Consider the following 20,317-nt stretch of genomic DNA (forward strand, 5'->3'; position numbering starts at 1 on the left):
GCATCAACTTTAAACACGAGCGGCAGCCGGCTCTAATGGCCTGCTGCCGCTCGATGCGTGGTGCTTAGTGACCGCGCTTGATCCATTCATCCAGGTTCGGCGCTTCTGCACCGATGGAGGTGGCATCGCCGTGGCCGGTATTGACCACGGTTTCAGCTGGCAGGACCAGCAGCTTGGTGCGGATCGACTCGACGATCGTCTCGAAGCTGGAGTAGCTGCGACCGGTAGCCCCCGGGCCGCCGTTGAACAGGGTATCACCGCTGAACAGTACACCGAGGTCTTCAGCGTAGAAGCAGGTTGAGCCCGGAGAGTGCCCCGGGGTGTGCAGGGCGGTCAGCGTGGTGCCGGCGATGGTGAATGAATCGCCTTCGCTGATTTCTGCGTCCACATCGCGCTCGGGGTAGACAGCTTCCCAGAGCATGCGGTCTTCCGGGTTCAAGAACAGCGGTGCATCCACGGCGTCGGCGAATTCGCCAGCCGCACGGATGTGGTCATCGTGCCCGTGGGTAAGCAGCACGGCCATGACTTCTCGATCGCCCACAGCTTCGCGGATCTTGGCAACATCATGTGCCGGGTCGATGACCATCACCTCGGAATCATCGCCGACGATCCAGACGTTGTTATCGACATCCCACGTCCCGCCATCCAGGGAGAAGGTGCCGGAAGTGACGACGTTCTCGATGCGGGCGGCCACTAGAGCTCCACCACCGAACGAAGCACGGTGCCTTCATGCATCTTGGTGAACGCTTCTTCGATTTCATCGATCGTGATGCGTTCGGTGACAAAGGCATCCAGATCCAGGCGGCCGAGCTTGTACTGCTCGACGAGCATCGGGAAGTCGTGGCTTGGCAGGCAGTCGCCGTACCACGAGCTCTTCAGCGAGCCGCCGCGGCCGAAGACATCGAGCAGCGGCAGCTCGAGCTTCATCTCCGGAGTTGGCACGCCTACCAATACGACGCGGCCAGCAAGATCGCGGGCGTAGAAGGCCTGCTTGTAGGTTTCCGGGCGGCCCACCGCGTCGATGACGACGTCGGCGCCGAAGCCGCCGGTGAGTGCCTGGATGGCTTCCACGGCGTCGACCTTGGAGGAATCCACGGTGTGGGTGGCGCCGAACTTCTTGGCGCCTTCCAGCTTGTCCGGGTTCACGTCCACCGCGATGATGGTGGTTGCGCCGGCCAGCTGCGCGCCGGCGATGGCAGCAGCGCCGACGCCACCGCAACCGATCACTGCGACGGACTCGCCGCGCTTGATCTCGCCGGTATTGATCGCTGCCCCGATGCCGGCCATGACACCGCAACCGAGCAGGCCTACTGCGGCCGGGTCGGCTTCTTCATCCACGATGGTGCACTGGCCGGAGTGGACTAGGGTCTTTTCGGCGAAGGATCCGATGCCCAGCGCTGGGGAAAGCTCGGTGCCATCTTCCAGGGTCATCTTCTGGGTGGCATTGAAGGTGTTGAAGCAGTACTTCGGCTCGCCCTTGGCGCAAGCGCGGCACTGGCCGCAGACTGCACGCCAGTTCAGGATCACGCGGTCGCCGACCTTGACGTTGGTGACGTTCTCGCCGATCTGGCTGACTACTGCGGTGGACTCGTGGCCCAGCAGGTACGGGTACTCGTCGCCAATTCCGCCGAGCTTGTAGTGCAGGTCGGTGTGGCAGACACCGGTGGTGAGCACATCGACAACTACTTCTCCGGGACCCGGATCCGGAACGATGATGTCTACGACCTCTACGGGTGCGTCCTTGACGCGGGAAATAACGGCTTTGACCTTATGGGACATGGGATTTAGCTCCTGGAACGATTGGCTAGTGCTCTCTCGATGCTATCGGTGTCCCAGGTGCTAATCGAGCATTCGAGACACAATGACGCAGGCAGTTTCGCGCAGAGCCAATTTGTGCAGGTTGATCACGGGTTGCCCCCGGAATGGATGTGACGGGGCAGGAGTGCTGCATCCAGCTCAAACACCGCTGAGCAGGAGGACAGCGCCTAGGCCGGAACCCAGTGCTCGCGCGGCATTGGCCCTGATCCACCGTGGCTCATATTTCGCCCAAGCCAACGAATTCTGTTCCAGTCGCCGATTGAGCGGAACATTGACCCCGATGGTGAGCAGGGCACCGCTAAGCACTAGTGCCGCTCCGATCGATATGCGGATATTCTCGTGGACGATGGAGAGGGCAAGGCATCCGGTGCTGGCGAGCAAGCCGAGGAAGAACAAGCTCAGGAATGGGGGCCGTTGGGCGTATCTGTTCACGTGGACCATGAACGTGCTTGCGGAGCGATCATCCATTCGCGCTAGCGCAGGGAAGACCACGAGGGTGAAGGAAACGTAGAATCCGGCAATGATCAAGCCGGTGGCAATTGTCAGCAGTGGCAGGAAAATAGTAAGCAACGGCAGGTTCATGATTTCATTCAACAGACGTTGGGCAGGATTTTGAATGCTCAAGGCTCGACAATGCATACGCAATCGTCCAGAGTGGTGGCGTGAGACCCGATGCATTTTTCCCTTCTGGCCCACGGGCTCGTGAAGCCTTCATTCTCCGCATGTGCATGGAGGGCCAGTGGAGTGTTGCTGTTCGCGATCTTTGCCCGCTGACGATTTTGGCGGTGCGCTCGGGATCCTGCAGGGTGCAACGAGGACAAAAGTCCGTGGTGGCGCAGCAAGGCGAACTGGTCGTCATTTGCGGATCAGCCTCCTATAAGGTTCGCTCGGCCAGCGCCCAGACCCTTCAGGCCGCGGCGCCTGGCAACTATGCCATTGCCCCGGGCCAGCAATGCCTGGGGCCATCGGGCCGAGCCATGGTCCAAGAGTTGCGCCATGGGGTGCGTGCATGGGGCAATTCGCCTAATGGCCCCGACCAGCTACTGGTTGGCACCTTCACTACGACCAGCGCTGTCGCTGATCTTGTCTGCGAGGGTACCGATCTGGCAGTTATCGATGACGACGCGGCGTGGCGATGGGCTGAACTGCTGGCGACCGAAGCCGAAAGTGCGGGTCCCGCCCAGCAGGTGGTATTGGACCGGCTGCTGGACATTCTGGCGATCTGCGCCTTGCAGCACTTGCCGGGAACCAGGGCGCTTCGCTCGGCGGCGCCAGGCATTGGGGTGGCGGTGGGGGCGATGTGGGCGCAACCAGCTCGAGCGTGGAGCGTGGAGGGGCTGGCCAGAACAGCTGCGATGTCCCGTTCGGCTTTTTCGCCAGCCTTCCGCCAGGCCATGGGCACCGCACCCATGGGGTACCTCACCAAATTGCGTCTGGGATTGGCTCATGATGCGCTGCTCGCCAGCGATGCACCGCTGTCGCAGATTGCCCGGGATGTCGGATATTCTTCACCCTTTGCGCTCAGCGCTGCCTTTCGCAGGGCTTATTCAACCAGTCCGTCGGCGCTGAGATCCGCTGCACTTGGCTAACCCAAACTGTCGGTCGCGCTGACTAGTGTAACTGTCATTCGAACACGTGTTCGAATAGAATGGTTCTACTAAGTAAGGAGTGCACACGTGGGGATGTTCACCGAGTCGATCGAGGTTACTCGTGCAGCTGATGGAATGCCGTTGCGCGTGAGCTGGCAAGGGCAGGACTATCGCTTGGTGGCCGAGCCTCAGCGCTGGTTCGAACGCCGCAAATGGTGGGATGAAAACCTGCGGATTCCTCGCGGAGCCGGTGCGGGGATTGCCGACTATGAGATGTGGCGCCTGCAACTGGTCGCGGTGCGCGGATCCCGGCAAGTGCACAGCGTTGATGTGAGTTTTGATGCGCAAACCGAACGGTGGCGTCTGGTGCGTGTGCATGAGTCGCTGGCCCGCAGCGCCTAATTCCCCTGCAGGGGAACATATATTCGAAGGACCTCCATGAGCTTCACCCACCTGAACGTCAGTTCTTCCTATAGCGCCCACTACGGAGTCTCGCACCCAAAGCGGCTGGCCCAAGCGGCCAAAGCGCAGGGTGCCCAGATGCTCGCGCTGACTGACCGGGATGGGCTCTATGGAACGGTCAAGCATGTGGCGGCCTGCATGGCAGAAGGGCTGCACCCGATTCTCGGGGTGAACCTTGCCGTGCTCGATAACCACGGAGAAACCCAAGGGCGGATTGTCCTGCTGGCCCGTGGGCGCTGCAATGGCGCAGGGTATGCGGCGCTGTGCCGAGCCATCACCCTCGCCCACAGCACTGCGCACGGGGTTCCGGGGCTGAAAACCGAGCAGCTGGCACACCTGGGTGCTGCCGGGAACCTGATGATCCTGCTCGGCGGCGAATCAGACGTGGCCCGCGCAATCCTCAAGGGAAGCTACGCCCAAGCCCGGGCACTGCTTGCCAGCTGGAAGAAGCGGCTGGGAAAGATGCTGCGAGTGGAAATCACCACGCACCTCTCCAGCCCTGGATCGCGCTACAGCCTCGGTGAAGCAGCCCGCTTGCTGCGCTACGCCCAGGAGCGGGGGATCAGGGCCGTGCTCACCAACGCCGTGCGCTACGTGGACCCCGATGGAGCGGTTACCGCAGACATCCTGGACTCGGCGCGCGCCCTGCATAGCCTGAAGAACCTGGACTCCTGCCAACCCAATGGCCAAGGGTGGCTGAAAACCCCGCCCCAGATGCGCCAGCTGGCCAAGGAGATCGGCCAAGCCACAGAAAGGAGCTGGGCGCAGCAGCTTTTGCGGGAAACTGAAGCGCTCGCCGAATGGGCAGCGGCGGACCCGGTAGCCGATCTTGGATGGAAGCAGCCGGTGATCCCCGAAGCGAAGATCATCGGCCTGCACCGTCCGGCCATGCAAGAACTCACCGAGCGAGTCCATGCAGCGGTGCCTGGGCTCTTGCCGCACGCCAATCCCAGCCTCATTGAAAGACAGCTGGCTCTGGAACTTGGGGTGATCGACCGGCTGGACTTCGCCGGGTATTTCCTGACCGTCGCCGAAACCGTCAAGCTGATCACCGGCATGGGAATCCGCGTGGCAGCCCGCGGCTCCGGTGCTTCCTCGCTGGTGAACTACCTGCTGGGCATCAGCCAGGTGAACCCGCTGGCCCACGACCTGGTGTTCGAACGCTTCCTCTCCGATACCCGCACCACCCTGCCGGATATCGACATCGACGTGGAATCCGCACGCCGCCACGAGATCTACCGCGAGATCTTCTCCAGCTTCGGGGAAGAGCGCGTCAGCCTGATGAGCATGCAGAACGCCTACCGTGCGCGCGGCGCGGTCCGTGATGCAGGAGCCGCCCTCGGGGTAGAGCAGGAACAGGTAGATGAGATCGCGAAGCAACTCTGGCGCTTCTCCGCATCCTCTTTCCGCGAAGCGCTCACCGAGAAGCCGGAGCTGGCCGCATTGGCAGAACGCATTACCGATGACACCCAGCTCGATATCCTCATCGACGCTACCGAGCGCCTCGACCGGCTGCCTCGCCATATCTCCATGCACCCCTGCGGGGTGATCCTCTCCGACGCGAGCCTGCTGGACCGCACCCCGGTCCAGCCCTCGGGCATCGGACTGCAGATGAGCCAGTTCGACAAGCACGACATGGACCTGATGGGCTTGATCAAGCTCGACGTGCTCGGTGTGCGCATGCAATCGGCCATCGCCTACACGCTCGAGGAGATCGCCCGCATGCACCCGGATAAGCAAGCGGCCGCCCGCGCCGGAGGGCACGCCGACGACAGCTATATCTCCGCTACCGGAGCGATAGACCTGTCCAGGGTGCCACTGGATGACGAACCCACTTTCGAATTGATCCGCTCCACCCATACGCTGGGCTGCTTCCAGATCGAATCCCCGGGGCAGCGCGAACTGATCGGCAAGCTCGCGCCCCGCGAATTCAACGACCTGATCATCGATATTTCCCTGTTCCGCCCGGGTCCCATGCAGTCGAATATGGTCAAGCCCTACCTGGAGCACCGCCACGGATTCGCCCCTGCCCAATACCTGCACGAGGATCTGATTCCGGCGCTCGCCGAAACCCACGGGGTGACCGTCTTCCATGAACAGGTGCTGCGCATGCTTGATGTGCTCACCGGATGCGGATTGGGCATGGCCGATGTCTACCGGCGCCTGCTGGGCAACCCGGAGAAGGAACCAGCCGTAGAGAAGTATGTGCGCGCCGAGGCGGCCAAACGCGGTTATAGCCAGGAAACCATTGACCAAGTCTGGGAGGTGCTCTCCGGCTTCGGCTCCTTCGGCTTCTGCAAGGCCCACGGGGCTGCCTTTGCCGTACCTACCTACCACTCGGCCTGGCTCAAGGCGCACCACCCCGAAGCTTTCCTTGCCGGGATCTGGGAGCACGACCCGGGCATGTACCCCAAGCGGCTGCTGGTCTCCGAAGCACGCAGAATGGGCGTTCCCATCCTCCCGCTGGATATCAACCGATCCACCGGGCACTACCGAGTCGAACGAATATTCGAATCCGCTCCAGCGAAGGTTCCTGTGGTGCCCCGCGCACCCAGCTCGCTGCGCCCTGGGCGCTATGGAATCCGCCTGGCCTTCCGCGACATCCACCAGATGAGCGAACGCGAAGTGCAACGCCTGGTCGCAGGCCAGCCCTATGAGCACCTCGCCGATGTCCGCGCCCGCGCAGGACTCTCGCGACGCACCTACCAGAACCTTGCAGCGCTCGGAGTGTTCGATTCCCTATTGTCCGGGACCTCCCGTGCCGACACGATCGCCCACACGCAATCCATGGCGCACAGCTCCCTTCCGGCCAAATACCGGCCGGGACCCGGACAACTTGCCCTGGATCTGGGGCAGATCGAATATATCGACCAGACCGGCAAAGCACTGGATCCCGCGGAAGTAGTACGTACCGAATTGGACCTCATGCATCTGGACGCCAGCGAGCATCTGATCACCTCGTACCGCCAACGGCTGGCGCACCTGCCCATTACGCAGGCAGCCGAGCTGCTGCACCTGCGCAACGGAACCGAAGTTCTGGTCGCCGGGGTACGGGTGGCCACTCAGACTCCTCCCATGCGCGGAGGCAAGCGTGTGGTCTTCATTTCCGTGGATGATGGGACTGGCTGCATCGACGCCACCTTCTTCGATGACACGCAGCAGCGCACAGCGCCCTTGCTCTTCTCCACACGCATGCTGCTCATCCACGGGGTCACACGCCGTACCGGACCGCGCGGCATCTCCCTCCAAGCGCTGAACGCCTGGGACCTGCATCAGCCGGAGACCCTGCCTGCTGCAGGCTACCTCGCGGAGCTCACCCGGCCGCAACCAAGCTATCGGCCAAACCTCGGCGAGGGAGCACGCAAGATCGAAAGTGTCGGGGAACTTGCCAAACGGATGGAAGCTGAAGGCCTGGACCAGAGAGGGGCCTGATGAGCTAGTTCGCTGACAGGGTTTACCTAACAGATACATCGGGTCCAATAGGAGAGATACCTGATGTGAGGGGAGAACGGGCGTAAGCGCAGATGATTGGTGGCTCACTGCAGGTGCACTATCCCAAACAGTTTGGAACGTGCTCGAAGGCAAAGATCCGCAAAGAGGAATTCGTGACTACGACTTCATCTACTTCGATGAAGATACGTCCTGGGAGGCCGAAGATGCGCTCATTCGTGGAGCCAAAGTCCTCTTCAAGGGCATGGACGCAGAAATCGAAGTACGCAACGGAGCATGCGTCCAACTTTGGTACGAAGAGCCCTTTGGGGCGCCGGCTATTCCATTCCTCAGCGTTAAGGACGCCATCGACCATTTCGCAGCGAAGACCTGCTGCTTTGCAGGCACTAGTGATGAGCCTGGGCAAATTAGTACCTATGAACCCTGGCCTGAACGGGAACCATCAAGGAAGATCACTGAAAACTGATAATTCTCAAACCGAGGAAACATGCCCATCGGCGTCGACGACAAATGACGGGTTGTGCACAAAATCCCAGCGGAAGCCATCCGGATCAGCCACACAGGCACTCTTGCCGCCCCACGGCTGCACCGTCGGTTCGGTGACAGAAGTCGCTCCCGCATCCAGCGCTCGCCGGTAGTGTCGGTCCACTTCTGCGTCAGAGTGCACGTTGTGTCCCAGTGAGATCGGTGGCGCCAGCTGGCTGTGCCCGACGTCGCCGTACTCGCTGGGCATCTGCTTCACATCCCAGAGGGCGAGCATCAAGCCATAGCCGGCACGGACAAAAGCGATTTCCGGGTGAGCTGGCTGGACCAGCTCAAACCCCAGGCCCTCGGTGTAGAACTTCGTGGAAGCACCGACATCGCGCACTCCGAGGGTAATGGCACTGATGACAGGTGGGGCCGGTTTGTTCATATTACTAGGGTAGGAGGGGTTGAAAATGAAAGCCATGGGTTTGCGGATCTTCCAAGACTTTTCCTGCCTCCTTATAGATAGATCCATTGCTCGTTGCGCAGCGCTTGATACCTCGCCTGGGCAATTGCATCGTCGGCTTGGTGCGTCAATGCAGAAGCATGGCGGTATCTTTTTTCGCTGCTGAAGATTCGCTTCCGGGCTGATCGCTTGAGCCGGAAATCGCTGGGCGACGTGGGATCGGAATTCACTTTGGATACTCCTATTCGGTGGAGGCCGCTGGGGCGGGGGATTGTTGAGGGGCGGATGCGCTGGTGAGTTCGGGCGATGCCGCCATCCAATGCTCAGGACGGGGTATGCGCCGTACCTGCGGTGAGAGCCAGGCCAAGACTGCTGCTAAGGAAACGAATGCCCCGAAAAATATCAGCGTTGGTCCCATGCCGACCGATTCCAGACCAAATCCGGTAAGCAGCGGAGATAAGGGCAAAGCGGCCAGTGCCATAAAGGTGATTAGGGAATTAGCGCGCCCAGACATTTGCTTCGGAATGGAGGCCATGAAGTATCCACCCACCGCAGCGTTGAGAGCTGGAACGCTGAGGAAGCTGATCATCAGCATGGTCCCCATCCAGAGCAGGTTCGTATTAAACCCGATGAGCAGCATGGCTACACCCAAAATGGTGAGACAGGTGCAGGTCAGTAAACCACTGCGGAATTTATCGATGAGCTTCGTTGCGACCAACGATCCGAGCAGCATTCCAGCGCCCATGAAGGTAGAAGTTAACCCGATAACCCAGGGTTCTTCGGAACGCTGTTGAAGTCCGTAGATCAGCGTTGTCATCAGCCCGTTGACGCCGATGTTGACGACCGTAATCAAAATCAGCAGAGCGCGCAGCTGTGGCCGGGAAAAGCACCAGTGCATGCCTGCCAGAATTCCGTGGGCCACTTCCTCTTCGGAATCATTGCTGGTGCCATTGGAATCTTGCCCAGATAGCTTGGCTGCCCGCAATGGACGACGCAGTGCAAATCCACTGGCCGCAGCGATCAGATTCAGGACACTGACGATGAGCAGGGCAATGCCACCGCCTAATCCCAGAAGCACGCCGCCCAGGGGAGCGGAGCCGAGCATCAGCACCGAGTCGCGGCCTTGATTCGCCGCCATCGCGCGGCCGAGCAGTTTGGGGTGTACAAGATCCTTTAGGGCGGCATTAGTTGTCGACCCAAAGTACCCGCCGCGCAGTTCCATAAGGATGTGGGCAAGGCATAAGGAGGCAACCGGCAGTGAACCGACGCTGCTGCCCAGGGCCATGGCTGCCGTGATTGCAGCACCGGCGAAACTTCCTATGAGAATCATCCGAGCCTTGTCGGTACGATCCGCCATGGCTCCGCCGGCCAAAATTACGCTCGCCCGTGCTGCCATTCCCATTGCGGCCAGGGTTCCGGCCAAAACCGGGGACCCCGTAGCGGACAGCAAGATCAAAGGAAAGATGAACCCGTAAATACTGCCCGACAGCAAAGCCGTTGAGTCCGCCAGCAGCCACATCCGGTAGTTGCGCTGCACGCGCAAAGGCGGCAAAGGCTCCGTGATAATTGCTGTGGTGCCTGATGGATCGTTGGCCTGGATGCTGGTCATGGCACCAACTATAGATTCGCAAATAAAGTTGCGCAATAGAATTTGCGCAACTTTATTTGTGGGATTGCTATGCTGTGCTTATGAGCAACCATGAGCCACCGGTCACATTCACCACCCCCATGCTCAAGGCCATCGCAAACCCCTTGCGTCGGCAAATCCTTGACGCGCTTTCGGCAATGGAAACCGCACGCGCGGCAGACCTCGCGCAGGCTCTTGGCGTACCCGCGAACAAGGTCAGTTTCCATCTGCGTGAGCTGGCCAAAGCCGACATGATCGTTGAAGTTCCGGAACTGGCGCGCGATAGGCGTGACCGCGTATGGAAACCTGCGGCTCGCGGCTATACGACCGGCAAAGTGGGAGAGCGCCCGGAGGACCAGACCGGGACGGCTATGGATGCCTACCTCAGCCAGGTGGTCCATGACGAGCAACGCCGCCTGCAAGCGACGCTTCGGCATGCAGAAAGGCACTATCGCGGCGAAGAGTCCGGGGAGATTAAAGCGCAGATGCAAACGAGCAACCTGATGCTTACCCAAGATGAATGCGACGAACTCATGCGCCGCATGGAAGAAGTGATTCCGGCTTTCCGCGCGGATCTGAAAAACGGCAAAGTCACCAGTTCGCAGCCCGCGGGCGATCGTGAAATCTGGCATGTCATGAGCCTGTTCAACGCAGATTCGCTGTTGAACGAGTCACAAGAGGGCGATCAATCTTCGTAAAACCCGAGGTAAACGCACGCTGAGGTGGGGTCCTGAACTAAACTGGATTCTGGCTGGCTGTGGCCAAGGTATGCCACAAGCTATGAAGCCATCACAGATTGAAAGGTAGAACCCGATCTCATGAGCGAGCAGCTGACTCTCACCATTGACGGCGAGCAGGTACAGGTGGACGCGGGAACGACCGGTCTGCAGCATTTTGCCAACGATAAAGACGTGGTTGTCATGCACGTCGATGGCGTATTGCGCGACCTGGCCCGCGAACTGGAAGCCGGAACCACTGTCACCCGCGTAACCATCAATGATCCAGAAGGATTGGAGGTGTTGCGCCACTCGACCGCCCACGTGATGGCCCAGGCAGTGCAGCAGCTGCGCCCGGACTCCAAGCTGGGAATCGGCCCCTACATCACCGACGGTTTCTACTTCGACTTCGATGTCGAGGACCCATTCACCCCAGAAGACTTGAAGCAGCTGGAAAAGATGATGCAGAAGATCATCAACCAGAACCAGCTCTTTGTCCGCCGCGAAGTTTCCCCGGAGGAAGCCAAGGCTGAAATGGCCAACGAGCCATACAAGTGCGAGCTGTTGGCCAAGGCCGACTCCGCCGACACTTCCGGCGAAGGCGTCACCGTTGAGGTGGCCGCTGGCGAAACCACCATCTACGACAACGTGGACCGCAAGTCCGGCGACACCGTCTGGAAGGACCTGTGCCGCGGCCCGCACCTGCCGAACACCAAGCTGATCAAGAACGCCTACGCGCTGACCCGCTCGGCTGCCGCCTACTGGCTGGGCAGCGAGAAGAACAAGCAGCTGCAGCGCATCTACGGCACCGCATGGCCAACCAAGGACGACCTGAAGGCCTACCAGGAGCGCCTGGCCGAAGCCGAGCGCCGCGACCACCGCAAGCTCGGTGCCGAACTGGACCTGTTCTCGTTCCCCGATGAGCTGGGCTCGGGCCTGCCGGTGTTCCACCCCAAGGGCGGCATCATCAAGCGCGAGATGGAAGACTACGTGCGCGACCGCCACGTCGAAGAAGGCTTCCAGTACGTGGGCACCCCGCACATCTCCAAGGATGGGCTGTTCCACACCTCGGGCCACCTGCCGTACTACGCGGACACCATGTTCCCGGCGCTGCACATCGATGAAGAGCGCGATGAAGATGGCAACATCACCAAGCAGGGCCAGGAATACCGCCTGAAGGCCATGAACTGCCCGATGCACAACCTGATCTTCCGCGGCCGCGGACGTTCATACCGTGAATTGCCGCTGCGCCTATTCGAATTCGGCCACGTCTACCGCTACGAGAAGTCCGGCGTGGTCCACGGCCTGACCCGCGTGCGAGGTTTCTCCCAGGATGACAGCCACTCCTACGTCACCAAGGAGCAGGCACCGGCCGAGGTTGAGCACCTGCTGAACTTCATGCTCTCGCTGTTGCGCGACTTCGGCATGGACGACTTCTACCTGGAGCTGTCCACCCGTGATCCGGAGTCGGACAAGTTCATCGGCTCGGATGAGCAGTGGGATGAAGCTACCGCCGTGCTGGAGCGCGTCGCCACCGAATCCGGCGTCGAACTGGTTGCCGACCCAGGCGGAGCCGCATTCTACGGTCCGAAGATCTCGGTCCAGGCCAAGGATGCCATCGGCCGTACCTGGCAGATGGGCACCGTGCAGTACGACTTCAACCAGCCAGCGCGCTTCGGTTTGGAGTACCAGGCTGCCGACGGTTCCCGCCAGGAACCAGTGATGATCCACGCTGCGAAGTTCGGTTCCATCGAGCGCTTCCTGGGCGTGCTCACCGAGCACTACGCAGGTGCCTTCCCCGCATGGCTCTCGCCGGTACAGGTTCGCGCGATCCCAGTGGCCGAGGCTTTCAACGACTACCTCGGTGAAGTTGTTGCCAAGCTCAAGGCGCAGGGTGTCCGCGTGGAACTGGATGACTCGACGGATCGCTTCCCGAAGAAGATCCGCAACGCGTCCAAGGACAAGGTTCCATTCGTGCTCATCGCCGGCGGCGAAGATGCCGATGCAAACGCCGTGTCCTTCCGCTTCCGCGATGGCAGCCAGGAGAACCAGGTTCCAGTCGACGATGCGGTAGCCCGCATCGTTGAAGCCATCAAGAGCCGCGACAACAACAACTAGTTCGGATAGGGAGTCCACCAAGCATGCAGGAACAAGCAGACCGGTCCGTCACCGACGACTTTGAACTCGCCGGAGTGCCGGATTCGTTCCAGCGCCTGTGGACTCCCTACCGGATGGCTTATATCAAGGGCGGGCAGGACCAGGTCAAGGATGAGGCCAGTTGCCCATTCTGCGCCGGTCCTGGGCGTACCGACGAAGAAGCGCTGATCGTGCACCGTGGCAAAACCTGCTACGTGATCCTGAATCTGTTCCCGTACAACCCGGGCCACCTGCTCGTGTGCCCGTACCGCCATGTGCCCAACTACACCGATATCACGGTGGAGGAAACGGCAGAAATGGCAGCGCTGGCGCAGCAGTCAATGCGCGTGCTGCGCAAGGTCTCCAACCCCGCCGGTTTCAACCTGGGCATGAACCAGGGCGAAGCCGGGGGAGCAGGCATCGCCGCGCACCTGCATCAGCACATCGTGCCGCGCTGGAACGGGGATGGGAACTTCTTCCCGATCATCGCGCAGACCAAGGCGATCCCGCAGACCTTGTCCGAGGTTCGCAGTGCCATTGCCGAAGCGTGGGACAGCGAAACCCCGAACTAGGCAATAGCTGGTACTTGGGCCCGAGAGAAAATGGAAATGTTCTGTCGGGCCCAACGTCATTTAATGCAAAAGCCACGATGTTGGCCTGCTGCAATGCAAGATCAAATAGACTGTTGCGGCATGTTGGAGCAACTTCTTCCTGAAATGAGCATCGTTGAATATTCCCAGGTCCCCTGAACCAATCGGCACCATCGAAGAAATCCGCGACTGGATTATTAGTGGATCCGAGCATGAAATGCGTTTCGCCATCCAAGGTGCAGCCCGCTACTCAATCGGCATGATTGATCAGCTGCTCGAAGACCTGAGCTACGAGCATGATGCCAACTGCGACAGGTTCCTGCGCGGTTGGCTCGATACCCTGGATCCGCTGGAACGGCTCGCGGCGGCTGTGGCCACCGAGCACCACTACCAATTGAGCCTAGTTGCGATCTCGCAAGCGGCGGACCGGGCATTGGTGCAGGTGATGGAGTCAGTTAAACCGGCAATCGAGGACCTTGCCAAAAATTTTGAATCCGTCCATCAGCGTGCCAGCGACCCGGACCCCTCCTACACCAAACACTTCACTCCGCGATTGCTGGCATATGCGCAGCAATTGCGCTCCGTAGCCGAAGATATCAACGGCGACGTTCCGCTGGTGCAATTTATGTCTGAGGAAGTGGCGCGCATTGAAGCAGCTAATCCTGAAGGCTACGGTCAGCCAGCAAAATATCAAGTGTCGGATGCAATAGCGTCACGCCAAATATTCACCGGCAAAAAGCACTCTGACTAGTTGTTTAGTAGAGATTGCCAATGTTACGCACTAACTCGTAACTGATGGATAAATCTACTATCTGCCAATTATGACGCAACACGCGAGGTAATAAAGCAAAGCGATCCTACGATTACTGGCGTACCACCTCGCTTATATCCCCGAAATTCTGGGGCAAAAACGAGTCACCGCAGTGTCGAAAGGAACCCCTCCTCACCATGTCTACGAACAACCAGAACTCCGTCGTCGGTTCGGACCGCGTCAAGCGCGGCATGGCCGAAATGCTCAAGGGCGGCGTCATCATGGATGTAGTCACCCCAGAACAGGCACGCATCGCTGAAGATGCAGGTGCCGTGGCCGTCATGGCTCTGGAGCGCGTTCCTGCGGACATCCGTGCCCAGGGTGGCGTCTCGCGCATGAGCGACCCGGACATGATCGACGGCATCATCGCCGAGGTCTCCATCCCGGTAATGGCCAAGGCGCGCATCGGCCACTTTGTCGAGGCGCAGATCCTGCAGTCCCTCGGCGTCGACTACATTGATGAGTCCGAGGTCCTTTCGCCAGCAGATTACGAGAACCACATCGATAAGTGGCCGTTCACCGTGCCATTCGTCTGCGGTGCCACCAACTTGGGCGAAGCACTGCGCCGCATCAACGAAGGTGCCGCGATGATCCGCTCGAAGGGCGAAGCCGGCACCGGCGATGTTTCGAACGCCACCGGGCACATGCGCAAGATCCGTGCTGAGATCGCGAAGCTGGCCGCATTGCCAGAAGACGAACTGTACGTGGCTGCCAAGGAGCTGCAGGCACCGTATGAGCTGGTCAAGGAAATCGCGCAGACCGGAAAGCTGCCGGTGGTGCTGTTCACCGCTGGCGGCATCGCCACCCCGGCCGACGCTGCAATGATGATGCAGCTGGGCGCCGACGGCGTCTTCGTCGGCTCGGGCATCTTCAAGTCCGGCAACCCGGTCCAGCGTGCCGAGGCCATCGTGAAGGCAACCACCTTCTTCGACAACCCGGACGAGCTGGCCAAGATCTCCCGTGGTCTGGGCGAAGCTATGGTCGGCATCAACGTCGCCGATGTGCCGGTACCGCACCGCCTCTCGGAGCGCGGCTGGTAAGCGCCGACGTTCCCAGCATTGCAGGCCCACGCCACCGAATTCCCGGTGGCGTGGGCTTGACGTTCCCAGAGCAGTGAGTCGGGTGGAAACCGTAGTCTAAACGGCGTATCCGTCGATAAAGTTGTCTACAGTTGCATCTTGACAAGCAGTCACATACTAACGCTCCCACCGAGCCAATAAACGTCTGCTGAACATCCATCTCATGTGAGCAGATCGAGTGGGTCATTCCGCATTTTGGACTGAAACAAGGTGTATTGTCCGAGATTCATCGCTGTGTCGTGGAACCTCAGGCCAACCAAGGTCCACTGTCTTGATCTGTGTCGATCCAAAAATGAGTGGGCGTTTGTTCCACACTTTGCGAGTCATCTCGGAGAGACATCCAATTGCTGTTTCTATGAATGGACCAGCCTTCGTCTGGTATGTCTGAGGTGTCACTTGGACAGTCCAACTGATGGGTTCGCTTCATCTGTCGTATATGTTTTCCATGGCACCGTTACTCAAAGTGGCGCTTCGATTGCTTCCGCGATTGCTCGTAGACCTAATGCCGAGGAGCGAGGGCTACCAAGCTCGAAACTAGAAAATTTGGGATCGTTGTTCTCGTTTGTCTTCCGGACCGCACCCGGTGCGAGTTCTTGCAAGGTACTAAGGGCCGAGAGAACTTCACTAACCGAAGGCTTGACTTCACTTCGGCGGCCATCTCTAGATATGTCGCGAGGCGTGATCGGGTCACCTGATTCCTTTGCCTCTTCGGCAAGCTGCCCGACCACGTATGTGAGGACTGCGAGCTCACGTTGTTTGTCGGCAATCGCCTTCATAGTTGCGTCGACACCGCCGTTGGACTCAAATAACGCTCCCGATAATTCAGGTCCGATACCTAGCGCTAGCGCCTTGTCCGCGATGGCTCCAAGCATTGATGCGTCGATGAGAGTCCAGTTACGTGCCCGCGCCATATTCTTGATCGTGTCGCCGACAAACGCTGGGGCAATTACCGCAACGTGATCAGCATGATGTTGAACTTTATGTGATTCAAGTGCAACATCACTGACATCCGTGTGCGAGATGCTACCGCTGGAACGCGATTTGGCTTCGACAATTGAGGTACGTTTTGCACCCTTGTGGTCTCGCCATTTTACGAGTACGTCTGTGGTGCCTGAACCACTAAGTACGCGGGCATCGAATCCCATGAGAGTGAAGGCGTCACTGATTGCCCGTTCAAAGGCCTTCCCAGCCCCTCGTTCTTTCGCCATAGGCGTGCGGGAAAGTTCGTCTAATGACTCGGATAGGCTCGAAGAACAGAAAGCTGACTTGTTGTCTGATGCAGGGATATTTTCTGGATCAGAATCGGGCTGAACTTCTGGTTCTGCCAGGGGTAGCTCTTCGAGAAGAGCTACCCCTGTGGGAGTCGTCCGCAGGCTGCCATATTTCGGTGGCACTATGAGCCCCGTGTCCATAAGGAATGCCGCGATCCAGCGGGACTTATCCACATTTAGACCATGGCGTTTTGCTTCAGCATAGACATCGGCTCGAGTCGCGCCGCCCTCCGCCGCAAGGATCATCTCACCGACGAAACGCATATTGGCGTGAAGAATCCGGATGAAGTTAATGTTGCTGCCTGACTGGAGCCATGCACGAGCCGTAGGGGATGCTTGATATATACCTAGACCCACCTCGACGATGAGTCCCGAAGCTCGTAGGAAGGGCAACATTGAGTCCACGCTGGAACGTCGAAGACTGAATGTGTTGGCGATGAATCCGAGGAGTTCGGAACGACTGAGTGGATCGATCAACGCATTCACGATGACACGTAGATTTTCCACCTTGTTTGAATGAGTAGCCGGGCTCGGCACCCAGATATTGTAAGTGCTCCGAGACGACTGCAAACGAGTTCCATCGCTCAGTTCAGCCAGCAAGTTTTTAATCTGTATTGGCGCGGGCTCTATTGTTTCAACTGGAGCTGCTTCGATTTCAAGTGCTTCCGGGGTGACCAAGCGACAAGCCATCAACATCTCTTGGCCAATAGAAGTGATCATCCACCGTCGACCCGCGGTCGCCTCAATTGCACCGAGGGCATCGAGCCAATCTAGGCGCGCACGAACGCCACCAAGGCTTTTCCAGTCGGTGTGGTAAGCAGCTTTGAGGAATTCATCAACTTCCTCCACGGTTTCTGGTGAACTTGCAATAAAATTCAGTGATTCTGAGAGTAGCCGGAAACATCTTGCTAGTGACGTACCCAGAACGGATGGTGAACCGGTGATTAGATACTCATGGCCGACACCGGTGAGCACTAGTTTGGCGTCTTCCGCTCGAACGAGGCCTGCAGCCTTGAGGAATCTGCTGTACTCGCCCCACGTCAATGGCTCTCGTACGGCTGATGCTCCTGATCGTGATTCGGAATCCTTGAATACTGTGTCAGGTATATTCGGACGGGCATTCATCATGATATCCGCACCCGCTGCTTGCACTTGTGATACCAGCTCGAAAATAAGCTTTAGCCATGCGCGCTTCCCACCATGGAGCGAAGGTAAGCTCGCAGACTGTCTACGCCATAGGGCCCGTTGGTCTTCCACGGGAAAGTTCGCTTCGGTGATTGTCGATGACATGGATCAAGTCTATGGGAAATGATCACAATAATTATGGAAGTCATTTATGTAATCTCGAAATTGATTTGTGAATCTCGAAATGCGCATGAATAGATTGGATTTTGAAGATTGTTTACATGCCTGTTGAACCATAACCGCATGTCGGGAAAGGCATCAAAAGATTTGGGTAAGGCACCAGACCAATCTGTCTAGTTACGATTGGATCGCTGGGAACCGCTGAAGATCTGTTCATTGAACCGATCAGCGCCACGGCAACCGAATGGGCCCCTCGATTAGTCGGTGCCTACATTGCTGCTGTGGGAACAGCTAGGCCTGTTAGTCTCACGGGGCCGCTCGGCAGCGAATGGAGTGAGTCTACGAATTCTTCGAGTTCAACCTCCCGCTATCGGTTTGCCTGGCCCCTACACGACCTAAGAATCTGCCTAGATCGTTGGTCGCTTGTAGCCTTTCGCTTCCCACCCAGAAGCGTACCGTGGCCTGCCGCCGAAGTTTGACCAGGGAAATCAATTGGAGAGCGGATCGCCAGATGCTCGAATTAATTCGTAGTATTGGATCATGCCAACCTATGACTGGCCGCTGATTCAGCAGCGAAGTGGCGACTCGATCGAGTCCCTTATTGCAACCCTCCTGCGCCGCGAATTCGTCGACGCGCGGCAGATTAATCCTTCGCAGGGGGATGGCGGGATCGACATCCTCCGCACATTACCCGACGGAGTTGAGATTTGGCAGGTCAAAGGCTTCACGACGTCGATTTCCAGTAATCAATTCGGCCAGGTCAAGAACTCTTGGAAACGATTCCTTGAGGAGCATGGCAGACCCGGTGGGAAGCCAATTATCCGCTATCACCTGGTCACGCCGTGGACCCCTACTGAGGAACGAGTCGCGGACTTCGACAAGCTCACTGCGGGCGTTGCATTCCCCTGTCAGTGGGCCGGTGATGCCTTCATTTCGGGGTTGGCAGACCGCTTTCCCGAGACTATGCAGCGGTTTACTTACGGTGAGGCGGTGTTGGAACAGTTCATTAGCCAGAAAGCCATGCTCGCTGCCTCGCCAGTTGAAAGGGGAGAGCCGTTGAAGATGCTTGATGCCATAGAGACCCGACAGGACGCACTCGATGCCCTCCGCAACACTATCCACGACAACTATCGGATGGAGCACGGCACCCGCACCGTATCCAGCAATCAGGAAATACCACTGCCTCACGAAGGCGATCCAGCGGTCTTTCACAGGATGACTTACCTTGGAGATTGCCGCTGGAAATACGAATCCGTTGTGCCTCGCACGCCCGAGGCCTCGAAAATTGACCCGATCGTCATGGACGTTGAGTTCCTGACGATTCCCGGGACACCCGAGCATGCCGCAGTCCAGGCTTGGGAAGCGTGGGGTACTGCGTTCAAAGACGTGCGGGTCCGGATAACAACCACAGGTGGTCCATTCGCTCATGAGGAAGCGGTGGAGTCCACAGTCTCCATTTTCGAAAGAAGTCATGCCAACATCCCCTTGCTATATCTGCGGTGTACAGAGAGCAACGGGCAACGCCGGTTCAGGATGCCACTGGAAGTTACCTCCCAAACTGTCGGTTCACAAACGGGCTGGCTGCGTCTGGTTCTCGATACGCCAGAGCGGTCGCTGAACTTAGAGCTGCGTTTCAAACCGGGAGATAACGCAGAAGCGAAAGTTCAAATGGGAAACGTCGATGGGCGTAATCCGGAGTCGGTCTGTGATGAGCTCGAGGAGTTATTTGGCATTCGCGAGAGCGACGTCATGTCCGTGGAAACTGAGGCAGGGAGCGCACTTCTCAGAGCGCATGGTGCTGTCCTCCCCTCTGCACTGGAGGCGATCTATCTTCCCGTCGCCCGTCACCTGACCCTGCTTCAAACACATACGTCTCCTGCACTTGTCATGCCTTCGGTCGTTGAGATCACCGACCGTCAATTCCGGCATCTCTCGCTCCTTGCCACTACGTACGGGGGCATTCCTCATCGCTGGAATTGGACGGAACTTACGTTCCAAGTTCCCGAGGGCGGTTTAGAGGTAGCATCCATTAAGAACGTAGTAACCAACGCTATCGCCGGCCGTGGCACCATCGTGCAGGTGGAAGCGCCCGTCTTCGCTCTCGGGAACCGGACTTACACCGTTGATCATCCCCTCGCGAGTAGTGTGCATTCAGTTCAGCTCGAACAAGGTGTTGACCTTGCAAGGCTAAAATCGGGGGACACGTTCCGGCTCGTGCCCGGAGCGGATGACTCGGTCACAACGGCGAAGGTTGTCGATTGGACTCCTGGAAGCATCCAGTTCGGCTAATTCTCTGCGAACTATTTCGTGAACAGGATGGCCGGGTCTGAGTTCAGCGTGTCCGCAGCCCACCCGTGCTCCAGTGCCAGCATGGGCCTTCGAGTGGCCATTCTGCTGTGGCGGCCCAGGCCAGGATGCACGGCGAACGTACCGAACACCGGCCAATGTCCATCGAGTCTGGCAACGGCGGAATCTGGCACGATGCAAACGGCCCAGGCCGGAATTGTCGGTGGATGCCGCCGGGCGTAGGTT

Annotated in this window: 15 protein-coding genes and 1 pseudogene; 10 read left to right on the forward strand and 6 right to left on the reverse strand. The window is 58.8% G+C overall.

Annotated elements, in window-relative coordinates; genetic code table 11:
- Positions 1-64: 64 nt before the first annotated feature.
- The 3 genes from M2368_RS03575 to M2368_RS03585 all read right to left on the reverse strand — a co-directional run bounded on the left by M2368_RS03575 (position 65) and on the right by M2368_RS03585 (position 2,400).
- On the reverse strand, positions 65-694 hold the full coding sequence (locus M2368_RS03575) for an MBL fold metallo-hydrolase (protein ID WP_105658255.1): 630 nt from the start codon (positions 692-694) through the stop codon (positions 65-67).
- The gene (locus M2368_RS03580; RefSeq protein WP_105661387.1) at positions 694-1,779 is read right to left on the reverse strand and encodes an S-(hydroxymethyl)mycothiol dehydrogenase; all 1,086 of its coding nucleotides are present in this window, start codon (positions 1,777-1,779) and stop codon (positions 694-696) included. The genes M2368_RS03575 and M2368_RS03580 overlap by 1 nt, the downstream gene beginning before the upstream one ends.
- 177 nt (positions 1,780-1,956) lie before the next feature.
- Positions 1,957-2,400 carry an anthrone oxygenase family protein gene (locus M2368_RS03585; protein WP_400289268.1) on the reverse strand — a complete coding sequence of 148 codons (444 nt, stop codon included), beginning with the start codon at positions 2,398-2,400 and terminating at the stop codon, positions 1,957-1,959.
- Between the two features lie 80 nt (positions 2,401-2,480).
- Between M2368_RS03585 and M2368_RS03590 the strand changes: the two genes are divergently transcribed.
- The 4 genes and pseudogenes from M2368_RS03590 to M2368_RS03605 all read left to right on the forward strand — a co-directional run.
- The gene (locus M2368_RS03590) at positions 2,481-3,407 is read left to right on the forward strand and encodes an AraC family transcriptional regulator (protein ID WP_498724014.1); all 927 of its coding nucleotides are present in this window, start codon (positions 2,481-2,483) and stop codon (positions 3,405-3,407) included.
- Between the two features lie 93 nt (positions 3,408-3,500).
- Entirely contained in the window at positions 3,501-3,809 is a 309-nt protein-coding gene (locus M2368_RS03595; protein WP_286172116.1) for a DUF6504 family protein, read from the forward strand.
- 36 nt (positions 3,810-3,845) lie between these two features.
- Positions 3,846-7,301: a DNA polymerase III subunit alpha gene (locus tag M2368_RS03600; RefSeq protein WP_498724015.1), complete on the forward strand. Its 3,456-nt coding sequence runs from the start codon at positions 3,846-3,848 to the stop codon at positions 7,299-7,301.
- Between the two features lie 103 nt (positions 7,302-7,404).
- A pseudogene (locus tag M2368_RS03605) lies at positions 7,405-7,785 on the forward strand (nucleotidyltransferase family protein); the annotation flags it as partial.
- A 6-nt stretch (positions 7,786-7,791) separates the two neighbouring features.
- Here the strand turns inward: M2368_RS03605 and M2368_RS03610 are convergent.
- Both M2368_RS03610 and M2368_RS03615 read right to left on the reverse strand, forming a co-directional pair.
- Positions 7,792-8,232 carry a VOC family protein gene (locus M2368_RS03610; RefSeq protein WP_105658261.1) on the reverse strand — a complete coding sequence of 147 codons (441 nt, stop codon included), beginning with the start codon at positions 8,230-8,232 and terminating at the stop codon, positions 7,792-7,794.
- Between the two features lie 259 nt (positions 8,233-8,491).
- The gene (locus tag M2368_RS03615; protein WP_498724016.1) at positions 8,492-9,859 is read right to left on the reverse strand and encodes an MFS transporter; all 1,368 of its coding nucleotides are present in this window, start codon (positions 9,857-9,859) and stop codon (positions 8,492-8,494) included.
- A gap of 80 nt (positions 9,860-9,939) precedes the next feature.
- Between M2368_RS03615 and M2368_RS03620 the strand changes: the two genes are divergently transcribed.
- From M2368_RS03620 to pdxS, 5 genes are all read left to right on the forward strand, one after another.
- Positions 9,940-10,575: a winged helix-turn-helix domain-containing protein gene (locus M2368_RS03620; protein WP_498724017.1), complete on the forward strand. Its 636-nt coding sequence runs from the start codon at positions 9,940-9,942 to the stop codon at positions 10,573-10,575.
- Positions 10,576-10,695: 120 nt separating this feature from the next.
- Positions 10,696-12,711: a threonine--tRNA ligase gene (gene thrS, locus M2368_RS03625; RefSeq protein ID WP_105658264.1), complete on the forward strand. Its 2,016-nt coding sequence runs from the start codon at positions 10,696-10,698 to the stop codon at positions 12,709-12,711.
- A 23-nt stretch (positions 12,712-12,734) separates the two neighbouring features.
- The gene (locus M2368_RS03630; protein WP_105661379.1) at positions 12,735-13,301 is read left to right on the forward strand and encodes an HIT family protein; all 567 of its coding nucleotides are present in this window, start codon (positions 12,735-12,737) and stop codon (positions 13,299-13,301) included.
- A gap of 154 nt (positions 13,302-13,455) precedes the next feature.
- Positions 13,456-14,070, forward strand: coding sequence for a hypothetical protein (locus tag M2368_RS03635; RefSeq protein WP_105658266.1), 615 nt, complete (start codon positions 13,456-13,458; stop codon positions 14,068-14,070).
- A 197-nt stretch (positions 14,071-14,267) separates the two neighbouring features.
- Positions 14,268-15,170 carry a pyridoxal 5'-phosphate synthase lyase subunit PdxS gene (gene pdxS / locus M2368_RS03640; RefSeq protein WP_105658267.1) on the forward strand — a complete coding sequence of 301 codons (903 nt, stop codon included), beginning with the start codon at positions 14,268-14,270 and terminating at the stop codon, positions 15,168-15,170.
- Between the two features lie 497 nt (positions 15,171-15,667).
- Here pdxS and M2368_RS03645 read toward each other — a convergent pair whose 3' ends face one another.
- Positions 15,668-17,770, reverse strand: a complete 2,103-nt coding sequence (locus tag M2368_RS03645; RefSeq protein ID WP_388022128.1) for a restriction endonuclease — start codon at positions 17,768-17,770, stop codon at positions 15,668-15,670.
- 555 nt (positions 17,771-18,325) lie between these two features.
- Here M2368_RS03645 and M2368_RS03650 point away from each other — a divergent pair.
- Complete coding sequence (locus M2368_RS03650) at positions 18,326-20,074, forward strand: hypothetical protein (protein WP_498724018.1); 1,749 nt, start codon at positions 18,326-18,328, stop codon at positions 20,072-20,074.
- Positions 20,075-20,317: the final 243 nt, after the last annotated feature.

Origin of the sequence: Arthrobacter sp. JUb119 (assembly GCF_024807995.1) — a bacterium.
In the GTDB taxonomy this organism is placed as follows: Bacteria; Actinomycetota; Actinomycetes; order Actinomycetales; family Micrococcaceae; genus Glutamicibacter.

Excerpts from the sequence above, each read along its gene's own strand:
- M2368_RS03580 (WP_105661387.1), bottom strand. The coding sequence starts at position 1,779 with ATGTCCCATAAGGTCAAAGCCGTTATTTCCCGCGTCAAGGACGCACCC.
- M2368_RS03585 (WP_400289268.1), bottom strand. The coding sequence starts at position 2,400 with ATGAACCTGCCGTTGCTTACTATTTTCCTGCCACTGCTGACAATTGCC.
- M2368_RS03595 (WP_286172116.1), top strand. The coding sequence starts at position 3,501 with ATGTTCACCGAGTCGATCGAGGTTACTCGTGCAGCTGATGGAATGCCG.
- M2368_RS03600 (WP_498724015.1), top strand. The coding sequence starts at position 3,846 with ATGAGCTTCACCCACCTGAACGTCAGTTCTTCCTATAGCGCCCACTAC.
- M2368_RS03610 (WP_105658261.1), bottom strand. The coding sequence starts at position 8,232 with ATGAACAAACCGGCCCCACCTGTCATCAGTGCCATTACCCTCGGAGTG.
- M2368_RS03615 (WP_498724016.1), bottom strand. The coding sequence starts at position 9,859 with ATGACCAGCATCCAGGCCAACGATCCATCAGGCACCACAGCAATTATC.
- M2368_RS03620 (WP_498724017.1), top strand. The coding sequence starts at position 9,940 with ATGAGCAACCATGAGCCACCGGTCACATTCACCACCCCCATGCTCAAG.
- thrS (WP_105658264.1), top strand. The coding sequence starts at position 10,696 with ATGAGCGAGCAGCTGACTCTCACCATTGACGGCGAGCAGGTACAGGTG.
- M2368_RS03630 (WP_105661379.1), top strand. The coding sequence starts at position 12,735 with ATGCAGGAACAAGCAGACCGGTCCGTCACCGACGACTTTGAACTCGCC.
- pdxS (WP_105658267.1), top strand. The coding sequence starts at position 14,268 with ATGTCTACGAACAACCAGAACTCCGTCGTCGGTTCGGACCGCGTCAAG.
- M2368_RS03645 (WP_388022128.1), bottom strand. The coding sequence starts at position 17,770 with ATGTCATCGACAATCACCGAAGCGAACTTTCCCGTGGAAGACCAACGG.
- M2368_RS03650 (WP_498724018.1), top strand. The coding sequence starts at position 18,326 with ATGCCAACCTATGACTGGCCGCTGATTCAGCAGCGAAGTGGCGACTCG.